The sequence below is a fragment of the Streptomyces albipurpureus genome (assembly GCF_023701525.1).
Lineage (GTDB): Bacteria > Actinomycetota > Actinomycetes > Streptomycetales > Streptomycetaceae > Streptomyces > Streptomyces albipurpureus.
On record NZ_JAMQAW010000008.1, the window covers coordinates 272,836 to 297,374 of the forward strand.

At 69.0% G+C, this 24,539-nt stretch carries 23 protein-coding genes; 13 read left to right on the plus strand and 10 right to left on the minus strand.

Annotated elements, in window-relative coordinates; genetic code table 11:
- Positions 1-146 precede the first annotated feature (146 nt).
- From NBG84_RS10315 to NBG84_RS10325, 3 genes are all read left to right on the plus strand, one after another.
- On the plus strand, positions 147-545 hold the full coding sequence (locus NBG84_RS10315; RefSeq protein ID WP_250919024.1) for a transcriptional regulator: 399 nt from the start codon (positions 147-149) through the stop codon (positions 543-545).
- Positions 542-1,525, plus strand: a complete 984-nt coding sequence (locus NBG84_RS10320; protein ID WP_425608604.1) for an ABC transporter ATP-binding protein — start codon at positions 542-544, stop codon at positions 1,523-1,525. The genes NBG84_RS10315 and NBG84_RS10320 overlap by 4 nt, the downstream gene beginning before the upstream one ends.
- 119 nt (positions 1,526-1,644) lie before the next feature.
- The gene (locus tag NBG84_RS10325; protein WP_250919166.1) at positions 1,645-2,529 is read left to right on the plus strand and encodes an ABC transporter permease; all 885 of its coding nucleotides are present in this window, start codon (positions 1,645-1,647) and stop codon (positions 2,527-2,529) included.
- Positions 2,530-2,767: 238 nt separating this feature from the next.
- On the opposite strand, the gene NBG84_RS10330 is transcribed toward NBG84_RS10325, so the two are convergent.
- Complete coding sequence (locus NBG84_RS10330) at positions 2,768-2,953, minus strand: hypothetical protein (RefSeq protein WP_250919025.1); 186 nt, start codon at positions 2,951-2,953, stop codon at positions 2,768-2,770.
- Positions 2,954-3,440: 487 nt separating this feature from the next.
- On the opposite strand from NBG84_RS10330, the gene NBG84_RS10335 reads away from it, so the two are divergent.
- Positions 3,441-3,899 carry a phosphatase domain-containing protein gene (locus NBG84_RS10335; RefSeq protein ID WP_250919026.1) on the plus strand — a complete coding sequence of 153 codons (459 nt, stop codon included), beginning with the start codon at positions 3,441-3,443 and terminating at the stop codon, positions 3,897-3,899.
- Positions 3,900-3,903: 4 nt separating this feature from the next.
- Complete coding sequence (locus NBG84_RS10340; protein ID WP_250919027.1) at positions 3,904-4,155, plus strand: DUF2277 domain-containing protein; 252 nt, start codon at positions 3,904-3,906, stop codon at positions 4,153-4,155.
- On the opposite strand, the gene NBG84_RS10345 is transcribed toward NBG84_RS10340, so the two are convergent.
- From NBG84_RS10345 to NBG84_RS10360, 4 genes are all read right to left on the minus strand, one after another.
- The gene (locus tag NBG84_RS10345; RefSeq protein ID WP_250919028.1) at positions 4,112-4,765 is read right to left on the minus strand and encodes a DedA family protein; all 654 of its coding nucleotides are present in this window, start codon (positions 4,763-4,765) and stop codon (positions 4,112-4,114) included. The genes NBG84_RS10340 and NBG84_RS10345 overlap by 44 nt on opposite strands.
- A gap of 318 nt (positions 4,766-5,083) precedes the next feature.
- On the minus strand, positions 5,084-5,557 hold the full coding sequence (locus tag NBG84_RS10350) for a DoxX family protein (protein ID WP_425608605.1): 474 nt from the start codon (positions 5,555-5,557) through the stop codon (positions 5,084-5,086).
- 111 nt (positions 5,558-5,668) lie between these two features.
- The gene (locus NBG84_RS10355) at positions 5,669-7,534 is read right to left on the minus strand and encodes an alkaline phosphatase D family protein (RefSeq protein WP_250919029.1); all 1,866 of its coding nucleotides are present in this window, start codon (positions 7,532-7,534) and stop codon (positions 5,669-5,671) included.
- A 139-nt stretch (positions 7,535-7,673) separates the two neighbouring features.
- On the minus strand, positions 7,674-8,348 hold the full coding sequence (locus tag NBG84_RS10360; RefSeq protein ID WP_250919030.1) for an HNH endonuclease family protein: 675 nt from the start codon (positions 8,346-8,348) through the stop codon (positions 7,674-7,676).
- Positions 8,349-8,516: 168 nt separating this feature from the next.
- On the opposite strand from NBG84_RS10360, the gene NBG84_RS10365 reads away from it, so the two are divergent.
- From NBG84_RS10365 to NBG84_RS10385, 5 genes are all read left to right on the plus strand, one after another.
- Positions 8,517-9,260, plus strand: a complete 744-nt coding sequence (locus tag NBG84_RS10365) for an ABC transporter permease (protein ID WP_250919031.1) — start codon at positions 8,517-8,519, stop codon at positions 9,258-9,260.
- A gap of 246 nt (positions 9,261-9,506) precedes the next feature.
- On the plus strand, positions 9,507-10,091 hold the full coding sequence (locus NBG84_RS10370) for a TMEM165/GDT1 family protein (RefSeq protein WP_250919032.1): 585 nt from the start codon (positions 9,507-9,509) through the stop codon (positions 10,089-10,091).
- 229 nt (positions 10,092-10,320) lie between these two features.
- On the plus strand, positions 10,321-11,481 hold the full coding sequence (locus NBG84_RS10375) for a toll/interleukin-1 receptor domain-containing protein (RefSeq protein ID WP_250919033.1): 1,161 nt from the start codon (positions 10,321-10,323) through the stop codon (positions 11,479-11,481).
- 78 nt (positions 11,482-11,559) lie between these two features.
- Positions 11,560-14,052 (plus strand): WD40 repeat domain-containing protein, encoded by a 2,493-nt coding sequence (locus NBG84_RS10380; RefSeq protein WP_250919034.1) that lies wholly within the window; start codon positions 11,560-11,562, stop codon positions 14,050-14,052.
- 43 nt (positions 14,053-14,095) lie between these two features.
- Entirely contained in the window at positions 14,096-14,983 is an 888-nt protein-coding gene (locus tag NBG84_RS10385; RefSeq protein WP_250919035.1) for a DUF4231 domain-containing protein, read from the plus strand.
- 65 nt (positions 14,984-15,048) lie between these two features.
- Here NBG84_RS10385 and NBG84_RS10390 read toward each other — a convergent pair whose 3' ends face one another.
- On the minus strand, positions 15,049-15,525 hold the full coding sequence (locus NBG84_RS10390; RefSeq protein ID WP_250919036.1) for a hypothetical protein: 477 nt from the start codon (positions 15,523-15,525) through the stop codon (positions 15,049-15,051).
- A gap of 472 nt (positions 15,526-15,997) precedes the next feature.
- On the opposite strand from NBG84_RS10390, the gene NBG84_RS10395 reads away from it, so the two are divergent.
- Positions 15,998-18,796: an alpha/beta hydrolase gene (locus NBG84_RS10395; RefSeq protein ID WP_425608606.1), complete on the plus strand. Its 2,799-nt coding sequence runs from the start codon at positions 15,998-16,000 to the stop codon at positions 18,794-18,796.
- Positions 18,797-18,950: 154 nt separating this feature from the next.
- Here NBG84_RS10395 and NBG84_RS10400 read toward each other — a convergent pair whose 3' ends face one another.
- A complete protein-coding gene (locus tag NBG84_RS10400; protein WP_250919038.1) occupies positions 18,951-19,610 on the minus strand; it encodes an HAD-IA family hydrolase in 660 nt (219 codons plus the stop codon).
- A gap of 123 nt (positions 19,611-19,733) precedes the next feature.
- Here NBG84_RS10400 and NBG84_RS10405 point away from each other — a divergent pair, with 123 nt between their 5' ends.
- A complete protein-coding gene (locus NBG84_RS10405; RefSeq protein ID WP_425608607.1) occupies positions 19,734-21,872 on the plus strand; it encodes an MFS transporter in 2,139 nt (712 codons plus the stop codon).
- A 184-nt stretch (positions 21,873-22,056) separates the two neighbouring features.
- Positions 22,057-22,674 (plus strand): TOPRIM nucleotidyl transferase/hydrolase domain-containing protein, encoded by a 618-nt coding sequence (locus NBG84_RS10410; RefSeq protein ID WP_250919040.1) that lies wholly within the window; start codon positions 22,057-22,059, stop codon positions 22,672-22,674.
- A gap of 24 nt (positions 22,675-22,698) precedes the next feature.
- Here the strand turns inward: NBG84_RS10410 and NBG84_RS10415 are convergent, their stop codons facing one another.
- From NBG84_RS10415 to NBG84_RS10425, 3 genes are all read right to left on the minus strand, one after another.
- Positions 22,699-23,178 (minus strand): GNAT family N-acetyltransferase, encoded by a 480-nt coding sequence (locus NBG84_RS10415; protein WP_250919041.1) that lies wholly within the window; start codon positions 23,176-23,178, stop codon positions 22,699-22,701.
- 201 nt (positions 23,179-23,379) lie between these two features.
- Complete coding sequence (locus NBG84_RS10420) at positions 23,380-23,847, minus strand: DUF6069 family protein (protein WP_250919042.1); 468 nt, start codon at positions 23,845-23,847, stop codon at positions 23,380-23,382.
- Complete coding sequence (locus tag NBG84_RS10425) at positions 23,844-24,464, minus strand: TetR/AcrR family transcriptional regulator (protein ID WP_250919043.1); 621 nt, start codon at positions 24,462-24,464, stop codon at positions 23,844-23,846. Before NBG84_RS10425 ends, NBG84_RS10420 begins: the two co-directional genes overlap by 4 nt.
- Positions 24,465-24,539 lie beyond the last annotated feature (75 nt).

Sequence of the window (24,539 nt, forward strand, 5' to 3'; positions counted from 1 at the left end):
TCCGGCCGTCTGCTCGGGTCGCTGGAGCCGATCCACGCCAGTCTGATCCAGGCCACGGTCTCGGCGGCGGTGTTCCTGCTGTTCGTCGGGCCGGCGAATCGCTGGGCAACAGGCTCATTGCGCGGCCGCGGTGCATGGGCGGGCCGATGAGCATCCCCACCGGCTTCGACGAGCTGATCCATCCCGCTACCCGGCTGTCGGTGGTCGCGCTGCTCGCCACCACCGAATGGGCGGACTTCGCGTTCATCCGCGACAGCCTCTCGCTCAGCGACTCCGCGCTCTCCAAGCAGCTGCACACCCTGGAAGAGGCCGGATACCTGGAAATCCACAAGGAGGGCGGCGGTCGCAAGCGGCGCACCAGGCTACGGCTGACGGAACGCGGCCGCACCGCCTTCGAGGGGCATGTGGCGGCGCTCCAGGCGATCGTCGAGAGTGCTCGGCGCACCGTGACGACCAGCCCGGCAACGGCAGCGGGCGACATTTCCACGACAGCCGCGACCGGGATGGCACAACAGCAGCAGCACCGCGCGGAGGCCGGACGATGACAACGCTCAAGCGCACATCCGCACCGCACACCGCGCCCCCCGGCCACACCCCGGCCACGCCGTCCCCCACCGCGCGACCCATCGTCCAGGCACGCGGCCTGACCATGGCATACGGCGATACCCATGTCCTTCATGGCATCGATCTGGACATCCACCGCGGCGAGGTCTTCGCCCTGCTCGGTCCCAACGGCGCCGGGAAGACCACCACCGTCGAGATCCTGGAGGGCTTTCGGCAGCGCTCCGCCGGAGAGGTCCGCGTCCTCGGTTCGGACCCGGAGCGGGGCGATGACGCCTGGCGCGGTCGCATCGGACTGGTCTTGCAGTCCTGGCGCGACCACCGCCGCTGGCGGGTCGCCGAGTTGCTGACGCACTTCGCGATGTACTACCCCGACCCGCGCGACCCGGCCGAACTGCTGGCCCTGGTCGGCCTCACCGAACAGGCCGACCAGCGGGTGGAGCGGCTGTCCGGCGGCCAGCGCCGACGGCTTGATGTCGCTCTCGGCATCGTCGGCCGCCCCGAGCTCCTCTTCCTGGACGAGCCAACCACCGGCTTCGATCCGCAGGCGCGGCACGAGTTCCACGTCCTGGTCGAACGGCTCGCCCGCGACGAAGGCGTCACCGTACTGCTCACCACCCACGATCTGGTGGAGGCCGAGCGGCTCGCCGATCGGATCGCCATGCTGGTCAACGGCCGGATCCGGGCCTGCGGCACCCCATCGGAACTGGCCCGGCGGGCCGCCGCGCAGGCCGAGGTCCGCTGGACGGCAGATGACGGGACGCCCCGCCGCGAACGCACCGAGGACCCCTCCCAGCTGGTCTGGGAACTCCACCGGGATGCCGGCGGCCCGATCGCCGACCTGGAGGTCCGCCGCCCGACGCTGGAGGACACCTATCTGCACATGGTGCATCGGAAGGCCGACGGTGCCGACGGTGCCGACGGTACGGACGTGGTCGTGGACCGGGAGGCACCGGCCGTATGAAGGGGGCACACATGACGAACAAGATGGCGAGGGCCGACAAGAGTGTGAAGACGGACAGCCCCCACACGGCAGGCCACGCCGACGCGACAGGCGGGCTGGGCATCTCGGACCGGACAGACATGCCGAACGGTGGCGCTGCCCCGGACGGGACGCGCCGCCGCTACTGGCGTGCCGGCCTCCTCCGCGGCCGCATCGAGCTACGGCACCTCCTGCGCAACCCCAAGGAGCTGTCCGGCCATCTGACCAATGTGGTCGTCGCGCTACTGATCGCCGGCTACGTCAGCGACGATGTGCCCGGCACCGACAGCCCGATGGCCCATCTGGTGATCGCGGGCTTCGCCGCCTATCTGCTGTTCCAGATCGGTCTGATCAACCTCCCGCAGATGCTGGTGACCGAGCGGGAGGAGGGCGTACTGCTGCGGCTGCGCGCCACGCCCGGCGGTATACCCGCCTATCTCGTCGCCAAGTGTCTGCTGGTGGTCGTCACGGCGGTCGGCACCCTGGCCCTGCTGCTGGTGATCGCCGCGCTGCTGGTGGACGGGCCACTGCCGCACGGGCCGGGCGGCTGGCTGACGCTGCTGTGGGTCATGACGCTCGGGCTGCTCGCCGTCGTACCACTGGGCGCGGCCATAGGCGCCGTGCTGCCCAACCCGCGCGAGGCACTGGCGTTGATCATGCTGCCCACGATGGGGCTGCTGGTCACCTCCGGAGCGGTGTTCCCGATCACCTCGCTGCCCGTGGTGGTCCAGCAGGTCGCCTCCGTCTTCCCGCTCAAGTGGATGGCACAGGGCCTGCGTTCAGCGCTGCTGCCGGACTCCGCACGGGTCGCCGAGGCGGCCGGCTCCTGGGAGCTGCCGATGGTCGCCCTGGTACTGACCGCCTGGGCGGTCCTCGGGTTCCTCCTCGCGATACCCCTCCTGCGCCGCGCCGCCCGCCGAGAGTCCGGATCCCGACTGACCGCGCGCCACCGCAAGGCGGCGCAGAGCGGGGCGATGCCCGCTTAGGCGGGCTCGTACGGTCGATGGCGCCCGCGCCCACCGAGGGATGAGGTTGCTCCAGAGGAGGGCCCCACCCGCAGCCTCGGGCCACGGCCCCTGCGAACGGGCCCCACAAAGCCACGGCCCCGGTCAACCGCCTGTCCCGGCCCCGGGCGCGGTCAACCGTCTGCCCCCCGCCCGCGGTCAACTACGCGCACCCGGGGCCGAGCCCGATGCCAGGGCCTGCTCGCTGCGGTGTGCCGGGTCAGTGGATCAGAGTGCGCAGGACGGGGACGCTCACCCCGGTGGCGGTCAGGCCGGCCAGCACGGCGCTCGGCACGGTTCCCGTCGACCAGAAGGTGATGGTCCCGAACACTGTTCCGAAGAAGACGGAGGTGAGCAGAATCAGGACCGTGCGAGCGGTGAGGAAAGGCGGCTGAGGGTTCGTCATGCCTCAATGAAAACGCTGGACGCGCCTCTGACCTGTAGGGATGGAACAAGCCGAACCGAGATCGACCACCCGTGAACATTCCGGTACGAAAGAGGATGCGCCCGGAACACCCACCTCGTCACCCGTTCCGTTCCCACCTGTTCTGAAGAGTTCTCACCTGTTCCCCCGAACTCCCTCTACGTTGTCGGAATGCTCCACGGACCACCGGTGATCCGGTTCCGTTCTCACCTCGTTGATCACTGCCGAAGAGGGCCCCGCGATCACCGGCGAAGTGTGTCCGTCAGGAGGCTCGAAGCCCGTACGCTGGCGGTCTTGCGGCCGTAAGGTCTTCCCCGGTACAACCTTCCCGTTCGGCGGATTCCGGCGCTGCCGGATCGAGGAATTGCCGCGTTCACACCGTGATAGCGCACACCCTGACAGCGAGGGGGTAGCACTGCATGGGACATCTGAGGAAACCGTTGCCAGTCCCGAGAAGGCGTGAACAAAGATGACCTGGGCCTCTGATACACCGGGCGTACTGCGACTGCCCTCCGGGCGGGTCATCCGGGGGCGAGGGCTTCGACACCCCTTGCCCGAGGGGGAGAAGCCCACCTTCGCCGTCTATCTCCTCGGCCGGCAGCCACCCGAGGTCGACTGGGAGTCCCGCTGGTTGACCTGGCCCGATTTTCGACTGCCTCGTGACCGCGATCTCGCCCGGCGACTGTTCGGTGAGGCATGGGAACGCGCCGCGCGGGAGCGAGTGGAAGTCGCCTGCGGCGGGGGGCGAGGGCGTACGGGCACTGCTCTTGCCTGTATTGCCGTGCTCGACGGCTGTCCGCCCGATCAGGCGGTTGCCTTTGTCCGCGCGGGCTATGAGCGCCATGCGGTGGAGACGCCCTGGCAGCGGCGGTATGTCAGCGGCTTTGTCGGCCCTGCCCGCACACCGGGCCCGATGGAGGCAGACTGAAGGTATGTGCCGCAGTATTAAGACTCTCCGCCCGCCCGTCCTCCCCGATGAGGCCACCGAGGACGATATCCACGCCGCCGCACTTCAGTACGTACGCAAAGTGTCCGGCTTCCGAGCCCCTGCCGAACACAACCGTGAGGTGTTCGAGCAGGCCGTCGAGGAGATCGCCGATGCCACTCAGCGGCTGCTCGACGGGCTGGAGATCAGAGGGGCTAGGCCGCCTCGGGAGCGGTCTGCCGCGTCGGACGCCGCATGACGTACGCCGCCAAGGCGCCGGCACCGAAGAGCGCGAGCACGGAGACCGCCGCCCCGACCCAGCTGGCGCCCAGCCACTGTCCGCCGAAGTAGCCGAGGCCGACGCTGTAGCCCGCCCAGGTCACGCCGGCCAGCGCGGACCAGGGTAGGAAGTGCTTGACCTTGCGGTGGGCGGTGCCGGCGGCGAGCGAGACGACCGAACGTCCGGCAGGGGCGAAGCGGGCGATCACGACAAGCGCACCGCCTCCCTTGTTCAGCGCGGTGCCGAGCCTTGCCTGAGCGGTGGTGAGCCTGCGCGACTTGGCGATGGCACGGTCGAAGCGGTCACCGCCGCGCCGGGCGAGGCGATAGGCGACCAGATCGCCGACCACGGAGGCCGAGGCGGCGCAGAGCACCAGAATCAGGAGCGAGGGCACCTCGTGCGGCACCTTCTCGGCTGCGCCGGCCACTTTGGTGACCGTGGTCGAACCAGCTGCGGCGGCTGCGGTCGCCGCGGTGATCACCAGAACACCGCTGGGGAGGATCGGCAGAAAAACATCAAGCAATACGGACAAACCGATAATCGCGTAGATCCAAGGGCTGCCGGTCAGGAACCCCAGACTTTCCAGCACCTTGTACTCTCCCCGTTTCCCCGATTCGTGAACTTGCCGCTACGTACAGTGGTCGGTTACGGCGGCGGTAACAGCTGTACAGCGTACGCGGGAAGTCCCCCTTTTGATCACTCAGGGGCCATCGTTGTTGTGATGATCACTTTCTGTCCGAATTTTGACCCATCGACATGATGTCAACAGCGCCTAAAGCCTCCCTGTAGAGGCTTTAGGCGCTGGTGGGTTTCTCGCGTCGCGCGGAGTCAGCTGGGTGGTCTGTTGTGGGGGCTACCGACCATTTACGTGCGATGACGCGGTGATCGCCGCTGATCCGCCGGGACTTCAGGCGGTTGCGGCCGTCCTGCCGTGCTCGCCGTCGTTCTTCTGCTGGGCGATGCGTCCCTCGCTGCGCGCCCCAAACAGCCTGTCCAATGCAAATGCGCCAGGCCCGGTGAAGACGAGCAGCAGGAAGGCCCAGCAGAAGAACGCCGACGCTTCACCGGAGTTCTCCAGCGGGAACAGGCCCTCGGGCTGGTGGACCTTGAAGTAGGCGTACGCCATCGAACCCGAGCAGATGAAAGCGGCGCTGCGGGTTCCTACGCCGAGCACCACCAGGCTGCCGCCGACGAGCTGGATCACCGCCGCGTACCACCCCGGCCAGGTGCCGGCCTCGATGGTGCCGCCGCCGTGGGCTCCGCCGAGCACTCCGAAGAGGGATGCGGCGCCATGGCACGCGAAGAGCAGGCCTATGACGATCCGGAAGAGACCCAGCGCGTAAGGCTGGGACTGATTGAGCTTGGCGCTCAGTGAGTTCATGGGGGGACTCCCGTTGTGTGGGGTACAGGGAACCGACGCTGCCAAGTTAGGCAGCCCTAAAATATGCTTGCAAGTTCAACATTCGATTTTCGGGGCTTTCTCATGCAACTCTCATCCGGTCGAGGCCGGAGTGCCTCCTTCCGCCAACTGCCTCTCATCCACGGTCAGTAGACGCGCGGCTACCCCCCTTCCCCCGCCCTGAGTCTTCCGTTCGGTCGGCTCGGTCCCTGCCTGCTCCAACCGGAGCCGGGCGGATCGCCCGCGCAGGGTCAGGGTCATCAACTGGTTGCCGAACCACGGACCGCCGGAGCGGGACCAGTGCACTGGTGGTCTGCCCGTGCGGCCATGACGGGCCAGCAGGTGCCCCAGTCGCCTACCCATCCGACTCCAGCCGAAGTGGAAACCCAACTGGATCATCCGGGGGATGGAGTTGTGCACCGGAGAGCAGGTCAGTTGGAACACCCGGGAGTCGGGATCGCCCGCACCACGCCAGTCCGGTTCGGCCACATAGGCGTGGTGCACATCCCCGGAGAGCACGGAGATCGTGGCCGGAGCGTGCGCGCCGGTGCCGACCTCCGCCACCAGGGCGGTCAGTTCGTCGAAGGAGCGGGGGAAGGCCGCCCAGTGCTCCAGGTCGGCCGCCCTGCGCAGTCGTTCGCCGAACCGCGCCCAGCGTGCTCCCCGTTCCCCCCGGCACAGGGCCGCGTTCCAGCTCTCCGTGTCATGGATCAGGGGCGGCAGCAGCCAGGGCAGTGAGGTGCCGATCAGCAGATGGTCATACGCGGCGCCCGCTGTGGGGTCGGACCCCGCCGAAGTCGGCTCCGGTTGCGCTGCGGGCATCGCTCCCGCCGGGACCGCGTCGGTCTCCCGCCCCAGTGGGTCCACCGAAGTGGGCGTTCCGCCCGAAACCGGACCGTCCACCGGTCCCCTGGGCGGCAGCCCCTCCAGCGCCTGTTCCCGTAGCCAGTGCGCTTCCTCCGGGTCCAGCATCGCCCGGTGCTGTTCATCGAGCACCCGGGCCGCCCGGGTGTCCACCATGAGCAGCCGGGTCCGGTCGAAGTCCCGGCGGTAGCTCCAGCGGGTGGAGAGGGGGTCCGCGTCGGCCCGCTCCGCGAACTCCCGCAGGGCGGCGGTTCCATCGGAACTCGCCCGTACGGCCTGGAACAGTTCATCCGATTCCAGTTCGGCGGGCGAGAGATTGCCCAGGTGCTGGTAGACCCAGTACGACATGAGCCCGCTGAGAATCCGTTCGTGCCACCACGGTTGGGCGCGGATCTCCGTCAGCCAGGAGGCGCTGGTGTTCCAGTCGTCGATCACATCGTGGTCGTCGAAGACCATCAGACTGGGGATGGTGGAGAACAGCCAGCGCACCTCGGGGTCGAGCCAGGACTCGTCATAGAGATGGGTGTACTCCTCGTAGTTCGTCACCTCGGCGCCCGGGGGCTCGCTGAGATCGCGGCGCTCGGCGAGCCAGGCCCGGGTCGCCTTGGAGGTCTCGTCCGCGTACACCTGATCGCCGAGCAGCAGCAGGACGTCGGGACGCGCCGCGAGGGGGTCGTGGGCGAGCCGGGCGGCCAGGGTGTCGAGGGCGTCCGGGCCGACGGGGTCGTGCTCGCCGGCGGGGGCTGCCGCCCAGCGGCAGGACCCGAAGGAGACCGTGACACCCGTCGAGGGCACCTGGGGTGTGGTGATGGTCGACGCCGGGAACGCGGAGTTCGCCAGTGGCCAGACCGTCGCCCCGTCGAGGCGGACTTCATAGGCGGTGCTCGTGCCGGGCGTCAGTCCGCGGACGGTCACCAGCGCGTAGTGGTGGTCGGCGATCCTGAAGGTGGACGACGAACCGCTGGCGCCGTCCGCGCAGCGGACCTCGACCGTGCAGGGGCGGTCGGTCTCGACCCAGACGGTCGCGTGGTCCCCGGCCTCCCAGTCGACATAGCGCAGCAGCGGTCCCAGTCGAAGTCCTGCCGAGTCGGCCATGGGTGTCCTCCTCTGTCGCCCCGTACGGTACGGAACGACAGAGGGATACGGACAGAGGTTCGGCCGCTCACGCGCCGGGCGTTCATCGAGTTAGCCGATGGTGCCCCGAATGCCGGTGTTGAGGACGGCCGTAAGGGGGCTAGCAGCCGTTCAGGGTCGACCGGAGTGCGCTCTTCTCCGCCGTGTCCACGGTCATTCCGTAGGAGTGCTTCACCTGCACCCACATCCGGACGTAGACACAGCGGTACGCGGTGCGCGGGGGCAGCCACTCGGCCGGGTCCTTGTCGCCCTTGGCCTGGTTGACGTTGTCGGTGACCGCGATCAACTGGGGCCCGCTGAGGTCATTGGCGAAGGCCTGCCGTCGGGCCGTGGTCCAACTACTGGCGCCCGAACGCCATGCCTCGGCGAGCGGCACGATGTGGTCGATGTCCACATCGGACGCGGCGGACCAGGTCGCCCCGTCGAACTCCGAGTACCAGGTGCCGCTGACCGCCGCACAGCCCGCGTCCTGCACCACATTGCGGCCATCGCGCTTGAGGACCGTCTCCCGGGTGTTGCAGGTACCCGACTGGGTGATCCAGTGCGGGAACCTGGAACGGCTGTAGCCGCTCGAACTTCCCTCCGCCCGCTCGGTGAGCTGGCCCAGATAGGAGCGCGCGGTGGCCGCGCTGACCGGTGTGGGTGGTGCCGCCTGCGCGGTGGGTGCGCTGGTCAGGAGGCTGGTGAGGGCGAGCGCGACGGCTGGGACCAGAACGGTGGTACGCCTCGGACGGCTGTTGCCGCGACGGATGTGACGCGCGTAGAGGGTGGTCATGCGAACTCCTCTGGAGTGGGGGGAGTTTGACCGCGGGGGCACGGCCACTGCTGATGGCGCCCCGACTTCCCGGGGGAGGGGCCCAGACAACAGAGTGACGACATGCCCACGTCAAATCAAGGGTGCTGACGGACCGCCATGCCCGCGGGACCGGCGTAGGGTTGCCGCGTGCTGCTGCCGGTCAATGTCACCTTTGGCGCCGTTCTGGCCGTACTGCTCGCCGTGGCGGCGGTGGTGGCCGCCCTCGCTCATCTCGGGCGCTCCCGAGAGATCGTCATCGCGGGAGTGCGGGCGGCGATTCAGCTCGCCGTCGTTTCGCTGATCATCGGCGCGGTGGTGCGCTCCCTCCCGCTGCTGCTCTGCTTCGTGCTGCTGATGTACGCCGTCGCCGTACGCACGGCGGGTCGCCGGATCACCAGGAACGCCAGCTGGTGGTGGGCCGGGCTGCCCATCGCGGCCGGAGTCTTTCCCGTGGTGTCGGCGCTGCTGCTCACCGGACTGCTGCCGCTGAAGGGCATCGCGCTCATCCCGGTCACCGGGATCCTCATCGGTGGCGCGCTGACCGTGACCGTGCTCGCGGGAAGGCGGGCCCTGGACGAGCTGGCGCTGCGGCACGGCGAGGTCGAGGCCGGGATGGCGCTGGGCCTGCTCGACCGGGACGCCCGCCTTGAGGTGGCGCGGGCCCCGGCCGCGGACGCCCTTCTGCCGGGACTGGATCAGACCAGGACCGTGGGGCTCGTCACACTGCCGGGAGCGTTCGTCGGGATGCTGCTGGGGGGCGCCTCACCGTTGCTGGCCGGGGCCGTACAGCTCTTTGTGCTGGTGGGGCTGATGGCGGTGCAGGCGGTGGCGGTGGCGGTCGTCCTGGAGCTGGTCACCCGGGGGAGGATCTACCGGGACGTGGAGGTCTGAGGCCCGCAGAGGTCCGTGGCGTATCATGGGCCGAGCAGAAGGGGAGTAGCTCTTCGCCGGAACGTCGACATACTGCTGGGCCTCGTGCCTGGCCGGCGCCCGGAGGCAGGTTCTGGCCGATCGGCTCGGACCTTGCCAGCGAGACCTTCGGCCGCAGTGTCCTACTTGATGCTGCCGTGCCGAAGCGACCCCTTTTCCTCCCAGGTCTCTCGGTGTGGGCAGCCCGACCGACAGAGGAACCAATCCATGATCAGCTTCACCATCATGGCGATCACCTTCGGCGTTGTCTTCCTGGCCGAGCTCCCCGACAAGACCGCCCTCGCCGGGCTGATGCTCGGCACCCGCTACCGAGCGTCCTATGTCTTCGTCGGCGTCGCCGCGGCCTTCGCGGTCCATGTGGCGCTCGCCATCGCCGCGGGCAGTGTGCTGACCCTGCTGCCGCAGCGGCTCGTACAGGCCGTGGTCGGGCTGCTGTTCCTCGCGGGGGCGCTGATTCTGCTCCTGAAGAAGAACGACGAGGACGAGGAGAACATCAAGGCCCCGGCCGACCAGTCGTTCTGGAAGGTGTCGGGGGCCGGGTTCATGCTGATCCTGGTCGCTGAGTTCGGCGATCTGACCCAGATCATGACGGCCAACCTGGCGGCTCGGTACGACGACCCGGTGTCGGTGGGCCTCGGGGCGGTGCTGGCGCTGTGGGCGGTGGCGGGGATCGGCATCCTCGGCGGGCGCACCCTGATGAAGTACGTGCCCCTGCGGTTGATCACCAAGGTCGCGGCCGGGTTGATGCTGCTGCTCGCGGGATTCAGCCTCTACGAGGCGCTGACGGGCTGACCCTCGGGGTGAATCCCGGTGGGGGGCTCGCGCTTCCCAGCCCCCCCGCCGGGGGTCTCCGTGGGGGACGGGCATCAGGGCACCGGCGGTGTCGGGTGGTCCGCTCCGGAGCCGAGTTGGGGTGGTGGATCGAAATCAGCCAGAGCACGGCGGCATTATTGATTCACCCCGGCATGGGCGGTACCTAGGGTGGCTCCTACCAGTCGGTACTGTGCTCGCGGGGGTGGGCTTGCGAACGACGTCCAGGGAGCGCGGCAGCCGTCGTAGACGCCTGTGGTGGCTGTTCAGTTGTGTCCTTGCGTGGGCGTTGTGCCTTCCGCTCGTCGGCCCCTGGGCTGCCTTCATCGGCTTGACCGTGCCCGCGGCGGTCTTCATCCGCTGTGTACCCCTGTGGCTGTACCGGTTGGGCCCCACGGGGAGCATCACCGACTATCGGTTGCGCTGGTCCTGGAGCGCCCTGGCAGACCCCGAGCGCGTCCTCTTCCTGGTGTGCGCGGGGTCGCTGGGCACCGGCATGCTCTGGCTGCTCGAACCGCTGGTGCCCGCGCCCCTGTACTGGCTCGCCCAACTCACCATCGCGCTGGAAGTGCTGCTGTGGATGGGAGCACTGACCGTGGTGCCGGCCGGGCGCCCCTGGACCCCCGCCGAAGAAGCAGTGGTACCCACCCGCCGACCAGAGGTCTTCATCGTCGGGTGCGCTCTGGCCGGGGCCGTCCTCTACGGGGTGGCCGCCTGGTGCGTCCGGCGGTTGGCGCTGCCGGTCGGGCGGCGCACCGGATCGTTCAGGTGGGAACTGCCCCGTCTGGAGGACGGCGTTCGATGGCTGGACGGCCAGATCGCCGACAGCCTGTTCGGGGTGTCGCTGCCTCAGCCGTACTGGCCGCTGCTGGCCGCCGGTGCCGGGCTGATCGCGGGAGGCGCGGCCGCCACCGCCCGTGAACTCGTCATGCGCGCCGCCACCGTCGGCCAACTCTTCGAGGAACTCGCCGAGGCCCAGGAGGAGGGGCCCGGGGCCGCCAAGATCGGGAAGGTGTTCGTCAGCTACTCCCGGCGGGACAGCGCCTTCGCCGAGCAGTTGCGGGTACGACTCGCCACTCGGGTCCGAGAGGTGTGGGTGGACTGGCTGAGCATCGAACCGTCGACCCAGTGGCGGCAGAGCATCGACGACGCCATTCAGGGCTCGGACGCGGTGGTGGTGCTGCTCAGCAAGGACGCGTTGCGGTCGAAGTACTGCTGGTCCGAGTGCGAGCGAGCCATTGAGCTGGGCAAGCGCATACTGCCCGTGATCATCGACCCCGGCTTGGAGAAGGGCGCCAGCGCGGCGCTCCGGGCCGATGGCTGGGACTCCCTGACGGGCTATCAACTCCTGCGGATGAGCCGCCCGGAGTAGTTCGACTCCGGTGCGGAGCGCATCCACTCCTTCGTCGAGAGCCGGTACCGCTGGACCGCCTTCCACACCCGGATCGGTGTGCGCGCACAGGAATGGCACAGCAGCGGTCGCCTGGGAGGCCTGCTGCTGCGCGGACACGAGTTGGTCATCGCGGAGGCGTGGCGACGTCACGCACCGGCGGCCGACGAGGAGTACCGGGCGGTGCTCACCGATGGCCAGACGGCCTTCCTGGAGGCGAGCAGGGCAGCGGCGCGCCGACGTAGCGCCAGACTGGGCTTCGGCGTGACAGCCACCAGCCTCGCGCTCGCGGCCCTTGCCTCCCTGGTCGTCTCCAGCGAGTCCACGGCCGTGGCTCAGGGGCGCGAGGCCGATTCACGGCGGCTGGCCGCGGACGCCAACGAGCGGGCGACTGCCGATGTGCGTCGAGCGGTCCTGCTGAGCGCCGCCGCTTTCCACCAGTCCGACTCGGCCGAGGCGCGCGAGTCGATGGTCCGGCAGCTCACCCGATTCAACCAGGTGCGCGGTGTGATTCCGGCCGGGAAGTCGGGGGTCACCGGCATGACCCTGAGCCAGGACGAGAAACTGCTCGTCCTCTGGCGCGCGGATGAGACGGTCGAGGTCTGGGACACGGTCGCCATGCGATCCCGTGGCACCCTGCCGGGCAGACGAATGTCCAGTGAGGCCGGGGGCGACCTCAGTGCCAACGGCCAGCTTCTCGGCATCCTGCGCAATGGCGTCGCGATCATCGTCGACACCCGCACGATGAAGGAACTCCACCAGGCCGATCTCCGGGCTTTTGGAACCACCGGGATCTTCAGTAACGCTGATCTGACCAGGGACGGCAGAACGCTGATGCTGAGAGCGGAACGCGTCCACGGCGAGGAGAACTACATCTGGCTGTGGGATGTGGCCGCCGCTAAGGTGATCAGGAAGGTGCGGGGAGACCTCCTGGCCGCCGGGGCATACGGCACGGCGACGGAGACCTGGGGAGACAACGAGGGGCCCAGCACGATCCGTGACCTGGCGGACCCGAAACGCCTGGTCACCATGCCGCCCGGTACGAGGTTCCTCGGACTGAGCGAGTCCGGCGCCCCCGTGGTGATCGACAGTGGGACCGTGAAGGTGCTTTCCCCCTTCAGCACCAAACTGTCCTGGACCATGGGAAGCGGCTATACGGCGGAGAAGATCACATCCAACGGCCGCTTCCTGGCGGTCAGCCGAACCGCCGAACCGGGCCGGTACGAGGTGTGGGACCTGCGCAAGCGCAAGCGGATCAGCCGAGTACTCGCCTCGGCGAACGTCGGCGGATACGGCCCGGAGACCATCCTCAGCGGCGACGGAAGCCGACTCGCCGTGGCCAACACCTCCTTCGACATCTACCGGGAGACATCCCAGTACTCCGTCTACAACACACTGACCGGGCGCAGGGAAGCCGAGCTGCCGGGGCCGGTGACGGTACTTGGCCCTGGACGTCTCATGGCCGGCGCGGCCACCGCCGGGACGGTGACCTTGTGGGACCGCGGCCCCTCAGGAAGCCTCCTCACCCGGCACAAGACACCCGTTCCCGTCGCCCCGTACATCGCGGTCGCTGCACGGGCCTCTACCATGGCCGTCTTCGGTAAGAAGGGCCGCACGGCAGGTTCGGATGGCACGGTGCGGCTGCTGCGCCGGTCAGACGGTCGGCTTCTGCGGACGATCCGCCTCGCCGCGTCCCCGTTCGAGCTGGCGCTCTCCCCCGATGGGAAACTCCTCGCCGTGGCGGAAGCCGATGGGCGGGAGTGGGAACGGCAGGCGTATGTCGAGGTGTTCGATACGGCGACCGGGCGCCGTCTCAAGCACCTGATGGGCGGCGGAATCCACTCGCCCCGTATCCGACCCAGCACCCTGATGTTCTCCCCCGACGGAAGCCGGCTGTATCTGGGCGAGGTAAACGGTGTGTCCGTCTATGAATGGCATACGGACACCTGGCGGCGGGGCCACCGCTACGGCCCCGACGGGGACACCGGCGCTGTGGCCTACAGCGCGGTGAGCCCGGACGGTGCGATCCTCGCGGTCGGCGGTGGCCAGAAGAGAGTGCAACTCTGGGACACGGCCACCGGAAAGCGGCTGGGCAAGCCCATCCTGGATGCCGTCGCGGTCGGCTTCCGCCCTGATGGGCTGCTGGTCACGGGTGGTGTGGGCGGTGGAGATCCAGCCGTGCGCCTGTGGGAGCCGTATGAACGACGCCTCCTCGCGGCAGGGCCGGACGTGGGTGAGCGGACTCTGGGACTCGCCGTCAGCCCCGACGGCCAGACCGTGGCATCGGCAACGGGTGATCAGCGCCTGCTGCTGTGGGACTCGGAGCTCGATCGGAACATCCCGATCGAGGGAGTGACGGTTCCGGACAGCAGCGCCATGGCGTTCACCGGCGAAGGAGACAGGCTGGTCATCGCACAGCCCGGGGAATCCCTCTCACTGCTCGTGGGGCCGCGCCGCTGGCTGTCGGCGTTGTGCCGGATCGCCGGCGGGCCGATGACGCCCGCCGAATGGCAGGCCGCGGCGCCCGGTGAGCGCTACCGGCGGATCTGCTGACATCGCGTTGCGCTGCGGATCACCCACTCTGCACAATCCGCGTATGAGTGAACTCGGGTCTGTGTCCGCGGAGATGGCGGTCTGGGATGAGCAGAGCGTATGGTCGCAGGCGGCCAACAACCTCAAGAGGAAGATCGGTTGGGCGCGCGCCGCATCGCTCCTGCTGGGAATCGCAGCGGCCGCTCTGGGCACGGTAGCCGCCCAGACCATGAACTGGAACGAGACGGTCGGCAAGAGCGCCGCCTTTGCGTCGGCTCTCGCCGCAGGGTTGATTCCGCTCCTCGCCGGCCGTCTCGGGGCGACCACCATCGAGAACTGGACCCGGCTGCGCTCGGTGAGCGAAGCGATGAAGCACGAGGTCTATGCCTTCCTCGCCGGAGTGACCCCCTATCGCACTCAGGAGGCGCGTTCCGCGCTGACCGGAAAGATCGACCAACTGAAGGCCGACTCCTCCGACCTGCTGCCGCACACCACCGGTATCACCCCGGTTCGCCGTGAGCTCCCAGCGGTCACGGACATCGCGTCGTACACCGAAATCCGAGTGAAGGGTCAGATATCCGGCTACTACCGGCCGAAGGCCGAGTGGATGGGGCGCCGTGCGGCGACCGCGCGACGGGTACAGCTCGCGCTAGGTGCCCTGGGCGCCCTTCTGGGCGCACTGGCCGGAGCCTTCGGTCTGCAACACGCCGCGGCCTGGGTGGCGGTCGTGGCCACCGTGGGTACCGCGATCAGCGTGCACGCACTGGCGGCGAAGTACGACTACCAGCACATCGAGTTCACTCGCACCGCCGCCGAGCTACAACGACTGCTCGGTCAACGGCGGCTGGCGTCCGAGGGGGACCCACTGAGTGAGGACGACTTCGTCAACCAGTGCGAACAGGTGATCTCGATCCTCAACGACGCGTGGATGGCGAAATGGAACACCCAGTGAGCTCATCACGACCGGGCTGAGGAGCAGGCATTCACCCCGTGCCGGTGTGCTGCGCGTCGCGACCCCTAGGGCGCGACGGGGCAGTCCGACTGGGCCGTCCAGGTCGCCACGAGATCGCGGCAGACCACGGTGATGGTGCCCTCCCAGAAGGCGATCTCATGGCTGCAGCCGATCTCATGGGGCAGGACCTCGTCCAAGACCAGCGAACCGATGTCCAGGGTGTGATCGACCCCGGGCGGATCGGTGACCAGACTGGACACTCCTGTGTAGTGGATGACCAGGTCTTCGTCATGCTTCCAGCAGTTGTGCCGAAACGTGATCTCCAGCTCGCCGTCAGCGCCGCCGACGCCCCGGATGCGCTGAAGCGTGAGGTCCTTCACACACCGTTTGCCGGAGAAGTCGTAGTGGCCGCTCGCCGTGGCGAATGCCCTGGCTCCCACCGGCAGCGCGGAAGCCAGCGCGGGCAGCTGTTCCAGATAGGGCACGGGGTCCAGCACGCCGGATATATCACCGATCTGTGCATCGAGATTGACGTACTTCACCGTTTTTCGTTTCCTTTGTGGCTTTCTATGGACCGCTGAATCTTTGCACGCCATCCATGGCTCCTCGCCGCGGCCGCCCCTGAGGCACGGTGTCCTTGACGTGCGGTGTTCCTCAGGGCCGGTGTCCTCGCGGCACGGTGTTCCTGAGGCACGGTGTCCTTGAGGCACGGGGGAGGAGACCTGGCGCGCTGTTGTGAGTCGGCGGGGCGGTGGGTGCTGTGTTCGTGGGTCGGGTGCTGCTCTGGCCGACGAAGCTCGGGCCATCCGGTACGGGCTGGTGGCTCCGCGGTTCACCAGGGCGTCCGGTGAGACAGGAGGCACGCCCGGGGCGCCCATGGCGGCGTGGCAGGTCTCCATACAGCCTCAATGCGCGCCATGAGGCAACCAGGGGGCATCAGTTGCCGTCCTCCGGGATCGAGACCCCAGGGATCTCCGGGGTGCTCGGTCATGACTAATGACAGGGAGGACCACCTTGATCCGTGTCTCGCGCAGGGTGACCGCCGCTGTGGCGGTGCTCGCGCTGACGGTGGGGTTGCCAGGGTTGGCACATGCGTCGCCCGGCTCGACGCAAGCACAGCGATCCACCGGTCTCATAGCGTCCGCACCGGGAAACCCTGATGGACAACTCCCCGCCGGCTGGCGAATATCCGGTACGGGCGCCGAGCGGCAGTTGGTCTGGACGTCGGCCAAGCCGGTGCCCGTGGGAAACGCCCGTATCGAGTTCTACGCCGGGGACCGGCTCCTCGGCCGACCGGAGCCGACAAAGGACCAGCGGGAGTTCCGACTCGGTCTGGACGGGGTGCGGATCGGGTCGGCGGACGAGCTCAAGGTACTGGCCGCCGGTCGGCGCCTCGACGCCGCCGGGGCAACCAGGACCCCGGACGCCCGACGCTCCGCTCCGGTGAAGCCGGCGACCCCCCTCCCCGCCAACCCGGTCGACCCCGGCGTCCCGGGCAAGTACCGCACGGTCAGTGGTGAGTACGCGCTGAACTCGGTACGCCTGCCCGGCTACCCCGTGCCGGTGGAGATGCAGGCCACGGTGGTCTCACCCACCGACGCTCCGGGGCGTCGGCCCGTCGCCCTCTTTCTCCACGGCCGTCATTTCACCTGCTACGACCCCAAGGGCGAGATCACTCTCTCCTGGCCCTGCGAGACCGGTCTGAAGCCGGTGCCGAGCTATCGCGGCTATCTGCACGACCAGAAGCTCCTGGCCTCCCAGGGGTATGTGACGGTGTCCATCTCCGCCAACAGCATCAACGCGCAGGACGCGATGCTGAGCGACGCTGGTGCGCAGGCCCGTTCGTCCCTGGTGCGGCTCCACCTCGCCCGCTGGGCGGAGTGGACGCGCTCTCCGGCCAAGGCGCCGGCGGCCGTACGCGCCGGGGCACCGGCCGATCTCTCCCGGGTGCTGCTGGTCGGCCATTCCCGTGGCGGCGAAGGCGTCAACCGGGCCGCGCTCGACAGCCGCTTCAAGCCCCCGGCCGCACAGGACGCCCATCAGGGCCCGGTGCGCTGGCGCATCCGCGGCACGGTCCTGATCGGCCCCACCATCTTCGGGCAGAACCCGGCCCCCGATGTGCCGTCCGTGAGCATCCTGCCCGGCTGCGACGGCGATGTGTCCGACCTGCAGGGCCAGATGTATGTGGACGCCACCCGGGGCATCAGCCGCGGCAACGCCCTCCAGAGCGCGGTCTATGTCGTCGGCGCCAACCACAACTACTTCAACACCGAGTGGACTCCGGGACAGGCCGAGGCACCGGCCGACGATGACTTCTCCACCGGAGAGACTCCCGACCCGGTGTGCACGCCGGGTGCCAAGAGCCGGCTGACCGCGACCCAGCAGCAGACCGCGGGTTCCACCTATATCGCCGCTGCGGCCGCGCTGTTCATCGGGGGCGACGACCGAGTGCGCCCGCTGTTGGACGGCTCGAATCTGCGTGCCCCATCGGCGGACCCCGCCCGGGTGCTCACCAACGCCGTCGGTGGCAACCGTACGCCCGTGGTGGTGCCGGACACCTCCGTCTCCGTCTCCGGCGGCCGGGTGTGCTCCCAACTGGAGTCGAACCCGATCCAGGGCTGTCTGGTCGGGAACAGCGCCGGGGTTTCCCCGCACTTCGCCTACTGGCAGGTGGGCAATGAACCCGGCCGCCACGCCGTCTTGATGCGCTGGTCCAAGGCTGGCTCGGCGGTACGGGTCACTCCCGCCCGTCCGGTCTCCCTGGCGGGCGCCGAGTCACTGGCGCTACGGGTGATCGTGCCGCCCAACACCACCGGTACCCAGTTGGACGTCACCGTGACCGACAAGTCGGGTCGGCGGGCGACTCTGGGGCGGACCACGGTCGATGGGCTGCCGGGCAGCAATCGAACCGCCTCCTACTGGGCGCGCGAGGTGCGCGTACCGATGACCGCCGCGATCAAGGCCAAGCTGGACCTCAAGCAGGTGAAGAGCCTGGAGTTGACCCCGCGCACCAAGTCAGGAAGGGCCTGGCTGATGGATGCCTGGGGTTGGCGCCCCGGCACACCGGCGGTGCAGCCCGCGGCGTTGCCGAGGGTGGACCTCGGCGAGTTGACGGTGAAGGAGGGAAACTCCGGGGTGCGGACCTACCGCGTTCCGGTGCGGGTCGCCGGCAAGGGCAGCGGCCAGGTCAGGCTGTTCATCACCGATCAGAACACCGGCAAGGTCACCCACCGGACGGTGACGGTCAGTGCCAGCAGGCCCGCGATCAATGTGCCGATCACGGTCAAGGGCAACACCCGGTTCGGCTATGACGCCTCGTACACGGCGTTGATCAAGGCGGTTCGGGGTGTCGCGGTCGGTTCCTACTCCGGTGGAGTGGTCGTGCTGGACGATGACCCGATGCCCAAGATCAAGGTCACACCGCTCGCCGATCGGGTCACCGAGGGGCAGCCGCTGAAGTGGCGGGTCACCCTGTCGACGCGCGCCGACGCGGAGATCGTGGCCGGGTTCGTCATCCAGCCGGTCAGCGGTGGCCCCGAACTCTCCACCACGGACGTCGATCCGCAATGGCTGGACAACAACTTCGGCGCACGGCCCACCCCGGAACGCCCAATCTCCCAGGCCGTGGAGGAGCCCTGGCTGTCGGCGGGGGTACCGCCCGGTCAGCTGACGACCGAGGTGAGCGTGCCCACCCGTACGGATGGTGTGAGCGAGCCGGAGGAGTCGCTCAGGATGCAGCTGTTCAGTTTTGACGAAGCCTGGGAGCCACTGCCTGGCTCGATCTTCACCGGAAAGGTGAAGGACAGGACGTAACACCCGACCTCAACGCAGCATGGCTCTCCGTGCCCCGGGACCGCGACGCAGGGTCCCGGGGCACCGTGCTGTGCGCCGGTCGGCCGCTGGGCGGGGGTGCCGCTCTCCGCGCCGCGGTGACCGGTGCTCAGTCCCTTTCGGCCCTGAGCGCCGGTCAGCCGCGCTGGCGGATGTCGATCCGGCCGTTGTGGAACGTCACCTCAAGCTCCCGCAGATCGGTCACCTGGAGGTCGGTGTTCAGCGCCTTGGCGCGCTCACCCACGCCGACCACGCGCATCCCCGCCGCCCGGGCGGCGAGTATCCCCGCCTCCGAGTCCTCGAACACCACACACTCCGCCGCGGTGAAACCCAACTCCGCCGCACCCTTCAAGAAGCCCTCCGGGTCCGGCTTGCTCGCGCTCACATCCTCGGCCGTGACCCGGGTGCGCGGCATCGGCAGCCCGGCCGCGGCCATCCGCGCCTGCGCGAGGGGCCGATCAGCCGAGGTCACCAGGGCATGGGGTGCCTCCGCGAGCGCCGCCATGAACGCCTCCGCGCCCGGCACCGGGACGACCCCGTCCATATCGGCCGTCTCATGCTCCAGCATCACCGCGTTCTCGGCGTGGTTCTGCTCCATGGGGCGGTCCGGTAGCAGTGCGGCCATCGTGGCGTAGCCCTGCCGGCCGTGGACGACCTTGAGGGTCTGATCGGGGTCGAGCCCCTGCTCCTTCGCCCACCGCCGCCAGTAGCGCTCCACCACCACATCCGAGTTCACCAGGGTGCCGTCCATGTCGAGGAGGAGGGCTCGGGCGGTCAGGGTGGTACGTGCCGGCATCGGCGTACTCCGTACTCCGTAGCGATGGTGCGGAAAGGTGCGGCAAGCGACAAGCAGCCCCGTCCGCCGGTCAGGGAGTTCGGACGGAGCCACTTTGTTTATGTATGGTACAAAATCGCTTCGGTGCCCGCCACCCCCGGCCCAACCCCGCAGGCCAGATGCGCCCGCACCCACCACGATGGGAAGGACGCGGACCCTGAGGAGAACGGCATGGCTCAGGAAGTGAGCACCACACCCAAGAGTCCGGCCCCCGGCGAGGGCCAGAACCGCCGACAGGTCCTGGTCGCCATCGGTGCGCTGCTGCTCGGTCTGCTGCTCGCCGCACTCGACCAGACCATCGTCTCCACCGCGCTCCCCACCATCGTCAGCGAACTCGGCGGCCTCGACCATCTCTCCTGGGTCGTCACCGCCTATCTGCTCGCCTCCACCGCCGCCACCCCCCTCTGGGGCAAGCTCGGCGACCAGTACGGGCGCAAGAAGCTCTTCCAAGCCGCGATCGTCATCTTCCTCATCGGCTCCGCGCTCTGCGGCGTCGCCCAGAGCATGCCCCAGCTCATCGCCTTCCGAGGCCTCCAGGGCCTCGGTGGCGGCGGTCTGATCGTGCTGTCGATGGCGATCGTGGGCGATATCGTCTCGCCGCGCGAACGCGGCAAGTACCAAGGACTCTTCGGCGCGGTCTTCGGCGCCACCAGCGTCCTTGGCCCACTGCTCGGCGGCTTCTTCACCGAGCACCTCAGCTGGCGCTGGGTCTTCTACATCAATCTGCCCATCGGCGTTGTCGCGCTCTGTGTGATCGCCACGGTCCTCCACATCCCGGTCCGGCGCACCCGTCACACGATCGACTACCTCGGCACCTTCCTCATCGCGTCCGTCGCCACCTGCCTCGTCCTCGTCGCCTCACTCGGTGGCACCACCTGGGCCTGGGCATCGACCCAGATCATCGCCCTCGCCGTGCTCGGAGCGGTGCTGCTCGTGGTCTTCGTCCTGGTCGAGCGACGGGCCGCCGAACCCGTACTGCCACTGAAGCTCTTCCACATCCGCACCTTCAGCCTGGTCGCGCTGATCAGCTTTGTGGTCGGCTTCGCCATGTTCGGCACGATGACCTATCTGCCGACGTTCCTCCAGATCGTGCAGGGCGTCACCCCCACGATGTCCGGCGTCCATATGCTGCCCATGGTCCTGGGACTGCTGATCGCCTCCACCGCGTCCGGGCAGATCGTCAGCCGCACCGGACGCTGGAAGGTCTTCCCCATCGCCGGCACGGGCATCACCGCGATCGGGCTGCTGCTGCTCCACCGGCTCACCGAGTTCAGCTCCACCTGGGAGATGAGCGCGTACTTCTTCGTCTTCGGCACCGGACTCGGCCTGGTCATGCAGGTACTGGTCCTGGTGGTGCAGAACGCGGTCCCCTACGAGGACCTCGGCGTGGCCACCTCCGGCGCCACCTTCTTCCGCTCCATCGGAGCCTCCTTCGGCGTCGCCATCTTCGGCACGATCTTCACCAGCAGCCTGGAACGCAATCTCACCGCCGCCCTGCGCGGCCAGAGCGTCCCACCGGGCGCCCGGGTCTCAGAGCTGGCCGCCGACCCCAGGACCATCGGCGACCTGCCCGCCGGACTCCGCCCATCGGCGCTGCACGCCTTCGCCGAATCCATCACGGACGTGTTCCTGTACGCGGTCCCCGTGGTCCTCGTCGCCTTCATCACCGCCTGGTTCCTCAAGGAGGACCGACTCCGCGGCTCGGTCACCGCCCCCGAACCCAGCCAGACCCTCGCCTCCAACCCCGTACAGCGCTCCTCCCACGACGAGGTCGCCCGAGCGCTCTCCGTGCTCGGCTCACGGGAGGGCAGACGCCATGTGTACGAGAAGATCACCGAACGGGCGGGCTATGACCTGCTGCCCGCGGCCAGTTGGCTCCTGCTGCGCATCCGCCGCCACGGGACCGTCGAACCCGGGCTGCTCGCCGACACCACCCCCGTACCGCTGACGGCGATCACCGATGCCTCCCGCCAGTTGGAGGAACGCGAACTCGCCCAGCGCGAAGGGGTCCAGCTGATGCTCACGGAGAAGGGCCTGGAGATGGCCGTCGGGCTGGCGAAGGCCCGTGAGGAGTCCTTGGCGGAGCTGCTGGGGGACTGGTGGGGGCCCGAGCGGCCAACGGATCTGGTGCAACTGGTCGAGGAGCTGAACGCCGAGCTCTGCGGCTCCGACGAAGAACGGCCCGACGGCGCAGGCCCCAAGCGCGACCATCGAGCGCCCTAGCACCCCGCCCTTCGCGGCCGATGACGGCCCGTTTCAGACCGGTCGTGGAGTCTTGTCCGGGCGGTCGCGGCTGGTGGCGGGCTTGCTCCCGTGCGCGGACCGCCGGGCCCGACCGCTCACCGTGGAACCCTGCGCGGACGGAAAACTCCTACCGTGGTGACGGGAAAGAGCGGAGACTCGTCCCATGGCTGACATGGGGTTGTTCCGGGAAGCGGTCACCGCATGGGCGGCCGGTGGCCCGGGCGACCCCGCGCGCGAGCTGGCGGCCCGGCTGCCGGTTCGGACGGTCGTCCTGCTCGAAGGGCCGAGCGACGCCGCAGCGGTCAGCGCGCTGGCCACGAGCCGCGGCCGGGACCTGGCGGCTGAGGGAGTCTGCGTCCTGTCGATGGGCGGTGCGATGAGCGTCGGGCGCTTCGCCCGCCTTCTCGGGCCCTCCGGCCTGGGGCTCCGCCTCACGGGACTGTGCGACGAACGGGAGCGCGGCTACTACGACCGCGCCTTGGCGGATGCCAGCGCGGCCCAGCAGGCCTTCTTCGTCTGCGCGGCGGATCTGGAGGACGAGCTCATCCGCGCGCTGGGTGTGTCCCGGGTCGAGGAGCTCATCCGGGCGGAGGGCGAGCAGCGCGCTCTCGGTACCTTTCTGAGCCAGCCCGCTCAGCGGGGCCGCCCTCCACAGCAGCGGTTGCGGCGTTTCTTCGGCACCAAGAAGGGCCGCAAGATCCACTACGGCCGCATCCTCGTCGAGGCCCTCGACCCCGACCACACGCCCGCCCCACTCGATGACCTGTTCGCCAGCCTCTGACCCCTGGTCGATGCCATCTCCCGGTCAGAGAGTCTTGCCGTACCAAACATCCATATACGGGCCAGTGCAGTACGCGGGGATCTCCCGATAGCCGTGTCGGAGATACAACCGGCGGGCCTCGATCAGATCGAGCCGGGTGTTCAGCACCATCTCCTTCGCACCCAGCGCCCGAGCCTCCTCCTCCAGCGCCGCCATCATGAGCGCCGCACCCTGCCCGCCCCGGAACGCGGGCCGCAGATAGACCCGCGTCACCTCGGCCCGCTCGGAGTCGAGCATCAGCACCCCACCGCAGGCCGCCGCCGTCCCACCGAACCGCCCGATGAGGAACTGACCGGTGGGCGGAGTCAGCAGCTCCACCCCATCCCCGGAGAGCCCCTCCGCTATCTCCGCAGAGGTCGCGGGCCGCTTCCAATAGCGACTCGCGACCTCGGCGTAGTAGTCATGGCGCAGACTGCCCGCTGCGGGCGAGTCATACGCTTCGGGGGCGAGGGTCCAGGACGTCATGGACCCTCTTTACCTGGGGGTAAGGGGAGCTGGCCAGCGAATTTAGGCCCGCACACGGGACGGGTTGCAGGCATCGCCCACGGCTTCGGTATCGCCCGCATCGGCCTGACCGTCACGGCGGTGGCCGTCGCGGCGATCCGGCACGAGGGTCCGCTGCCGCCGGGTCTCGGCCGGGCCCACCCCGGTACCGCACTTCTCGGGTTATCCCCGGCCGTGCGACTCTCTGGCGGGGCTGCCTCCATCTGTCTCTGTTTGCGGCACACTCAGCGCTGGCGGTGTCGCCGCGGGGACGTCCTTCATCCGCAGGCCCGGGATCAGCACCGCTGCCACTGCCAGGTGCATCAGGGCCAGCGCGGCCCGGGTGCCGCCGTCCATGCCGTCGCCGGCCAACGGCAGGAAGGACAGGGCCAGTACGGCGAAGGCCACCCCGGCCCAGACGGCACGGGCACGCCGTAACCCGAACCGCTCCAGAGCGGCCAGCAGCCCCCAGCCGGCGAGGGCCGCCAGCAGCGCGGCCAACACCACCGCCACCGCGCCGATGTCGAGCTTCTCCTCTCCGTTGCTGATCCGCAGCCGGTGCCCCAGCACCGGGTCCGCGACCAGCCACACCAGTACGGGCGCCAGGACCGCGAGGCCCGCAACCGCCAGGCGGCTTCTGCGCGCGCTCACTTGGCACCTCCCGCGAGGGCGCCGTGCAAGAAGAGCTCCACCAGCTCCTGTGTGGTCAGCTCCGGCTCGTCCTCCAAATGCGGCTGGGTGAAGAGCAGTCCGAAAAAGAGGGCCGCGATCTGCTCCGGCGGCCTGCGCAGCGCGGCCTTGTCCGGCTCCAAGAGATCCGCGAGAGCCGTACGGATGCGGGTCGTCGACTCCTCACGGCCCGCACCGCGCACCGTGCCGGGATGCCTGCCACCGCGGTGACCGGATGCGTGCAGCGAGCCGGCGATCGCGCCCATCCGGTCCAGGTACGCCTGTAGCCCCTCGGCCGCCTCCGCGAGCCGGTCGGGCAGCGGCTGGGACAGATCGATCGCACCGAGTTCGCGGATCGCGTGCTCGGGCGAGAGCGCCTCCGCCAGGCAGGCTTGCAGCAACTCGTCCTTATCGGCGAAGACCCGGAAGATCGTGCCCTCACCGATGCCCGCGGCGCGGGCGACCTTCGCGGTGGTCACCGCGGCCCCGTACTCGGCGATCAGCGGGATCGCGGTCTGGATGATCATCGCGCGCCGCTGCTCCGGCGACATACCGGGGGCGCGGCGGCGGGCGGTCTGGTTCTCCTTGGGTGCTGTCATGACCGCAAGAGTACGGAGTGAGTCCTCACTCCGTCAATGAGTGAGGACTCACTCTGCTCGCTCTTCCGTACTCGC

Excerpts from the sequence above, each read along its gene's own strand:
- NBG84_RS10330 (WP_250919025.1), bottom strand. The coding sequence starts at position 2,953 with ATGACGAACCCTCAGCCGCCTTTCCTCACCGCTCGCACGGTCCTGATT.
- NBG84_RS10355 (WP_250919029.1), bottom strand. The coding sequence starts at position 7,534 with ATGGCCGACTCGGCAGGACTTCGACTGGGACCGCTGCTGCGCTATGTC.
- NBG84_RS10315 (WP_250919024.1), top strand. The coding sequence starts at position 147 with ATGAGCATCCCCACCGGCTTCGACGAGCTGATCCATCCCGCTACCCGG.
- NBG84_RS10410 (WP_250919040.1), top strand. The coding sequence starts at position 22,057 with ATGGCTGACATGGGGTTGTTCCGGGAAGCGGTCACCGCATGGGCGGCC.
- NBG84_RS10370 (WP_250919032.1), top strand. The coding sequence starts at position 9,507 with ATGATCAGCTTCACCATCATGGCGATCACCTTCGGCGTTGTCTTCCTG.
- NBG84_RS10425 (WP_250919043.1), bottom strand. The coding sequence starts at position 24,464 with ATGACAGCACCCAAGGAGAACCAGACCGCCCGCCGCCGCGCCCCCGGT.
- NBG84_RS10340 (WP_250919027.1), top strand. The coding sequence starts at position 3,904 with ATGTGCCGCAGTATTAAGACTCTCCGCCCGCCCGTCCTCCCCGATGAG.
- NBG84_RS10350 (WP_425608605.1), bottom strand. The coding sequence starts at position 5,557 with ATGAACTCACTGAGCGCCAAGCTCAATCAGTCCCAGCCTTACGCGCTG.
- NBG84_RS10385 (WP_250919035.1), top strand. The coding sequence starts at position 14,096 with ATGAGTGAACTCGGGTCTGTGTCCGCGGAGATGGCGGTCTGGGATGAG.
- NBG84_RS10320 (WP_425608604.1), top strand. The coding sequence starts at position 542 with ATGACAACGCTCAAGCGCACATCCGCACCGCACACCGCGCCCCCCGGC.
- NBG84_RS10360 (WP_250919030.1), bottom strand. The coding sequence starts at position 8,348 with ATGACCACCCTCTACGCGCGTCACATCCGTCGCGGCAACAGCCGTCCG.
- NBG84_RS10415 (WP_250919041.1), bottom strand. The coding sequence starts at position 23,178 with ATGACGTCCTGGACCCTCGCCCCCGAAGCGTATGACTCGCCCGCAGCG.
- NBG84_RS10400 (WP_250919038.1), bottom strand. The coding sequence starts at position 19,610 with ATGCCGGCACGTACCACCCTGACCGCCCGAGCCCTCCTCCTCGACATG.
- NBG84_RS10335 (WP_250919026.1), top strand. The coding sequence starts at position 3,441 with ATGACCTGGGCCTCTGATACACCGGGCGTACTGCGACTGCCCTCCGGG.
- NBG84_RS10325 (WP_250919166.1), top strand. The coding sequence starts at position 1,645 with ATGCCGAACGGTGGCGCTGCCCCGGACGGGACGCGCCGCCGCTACTGG.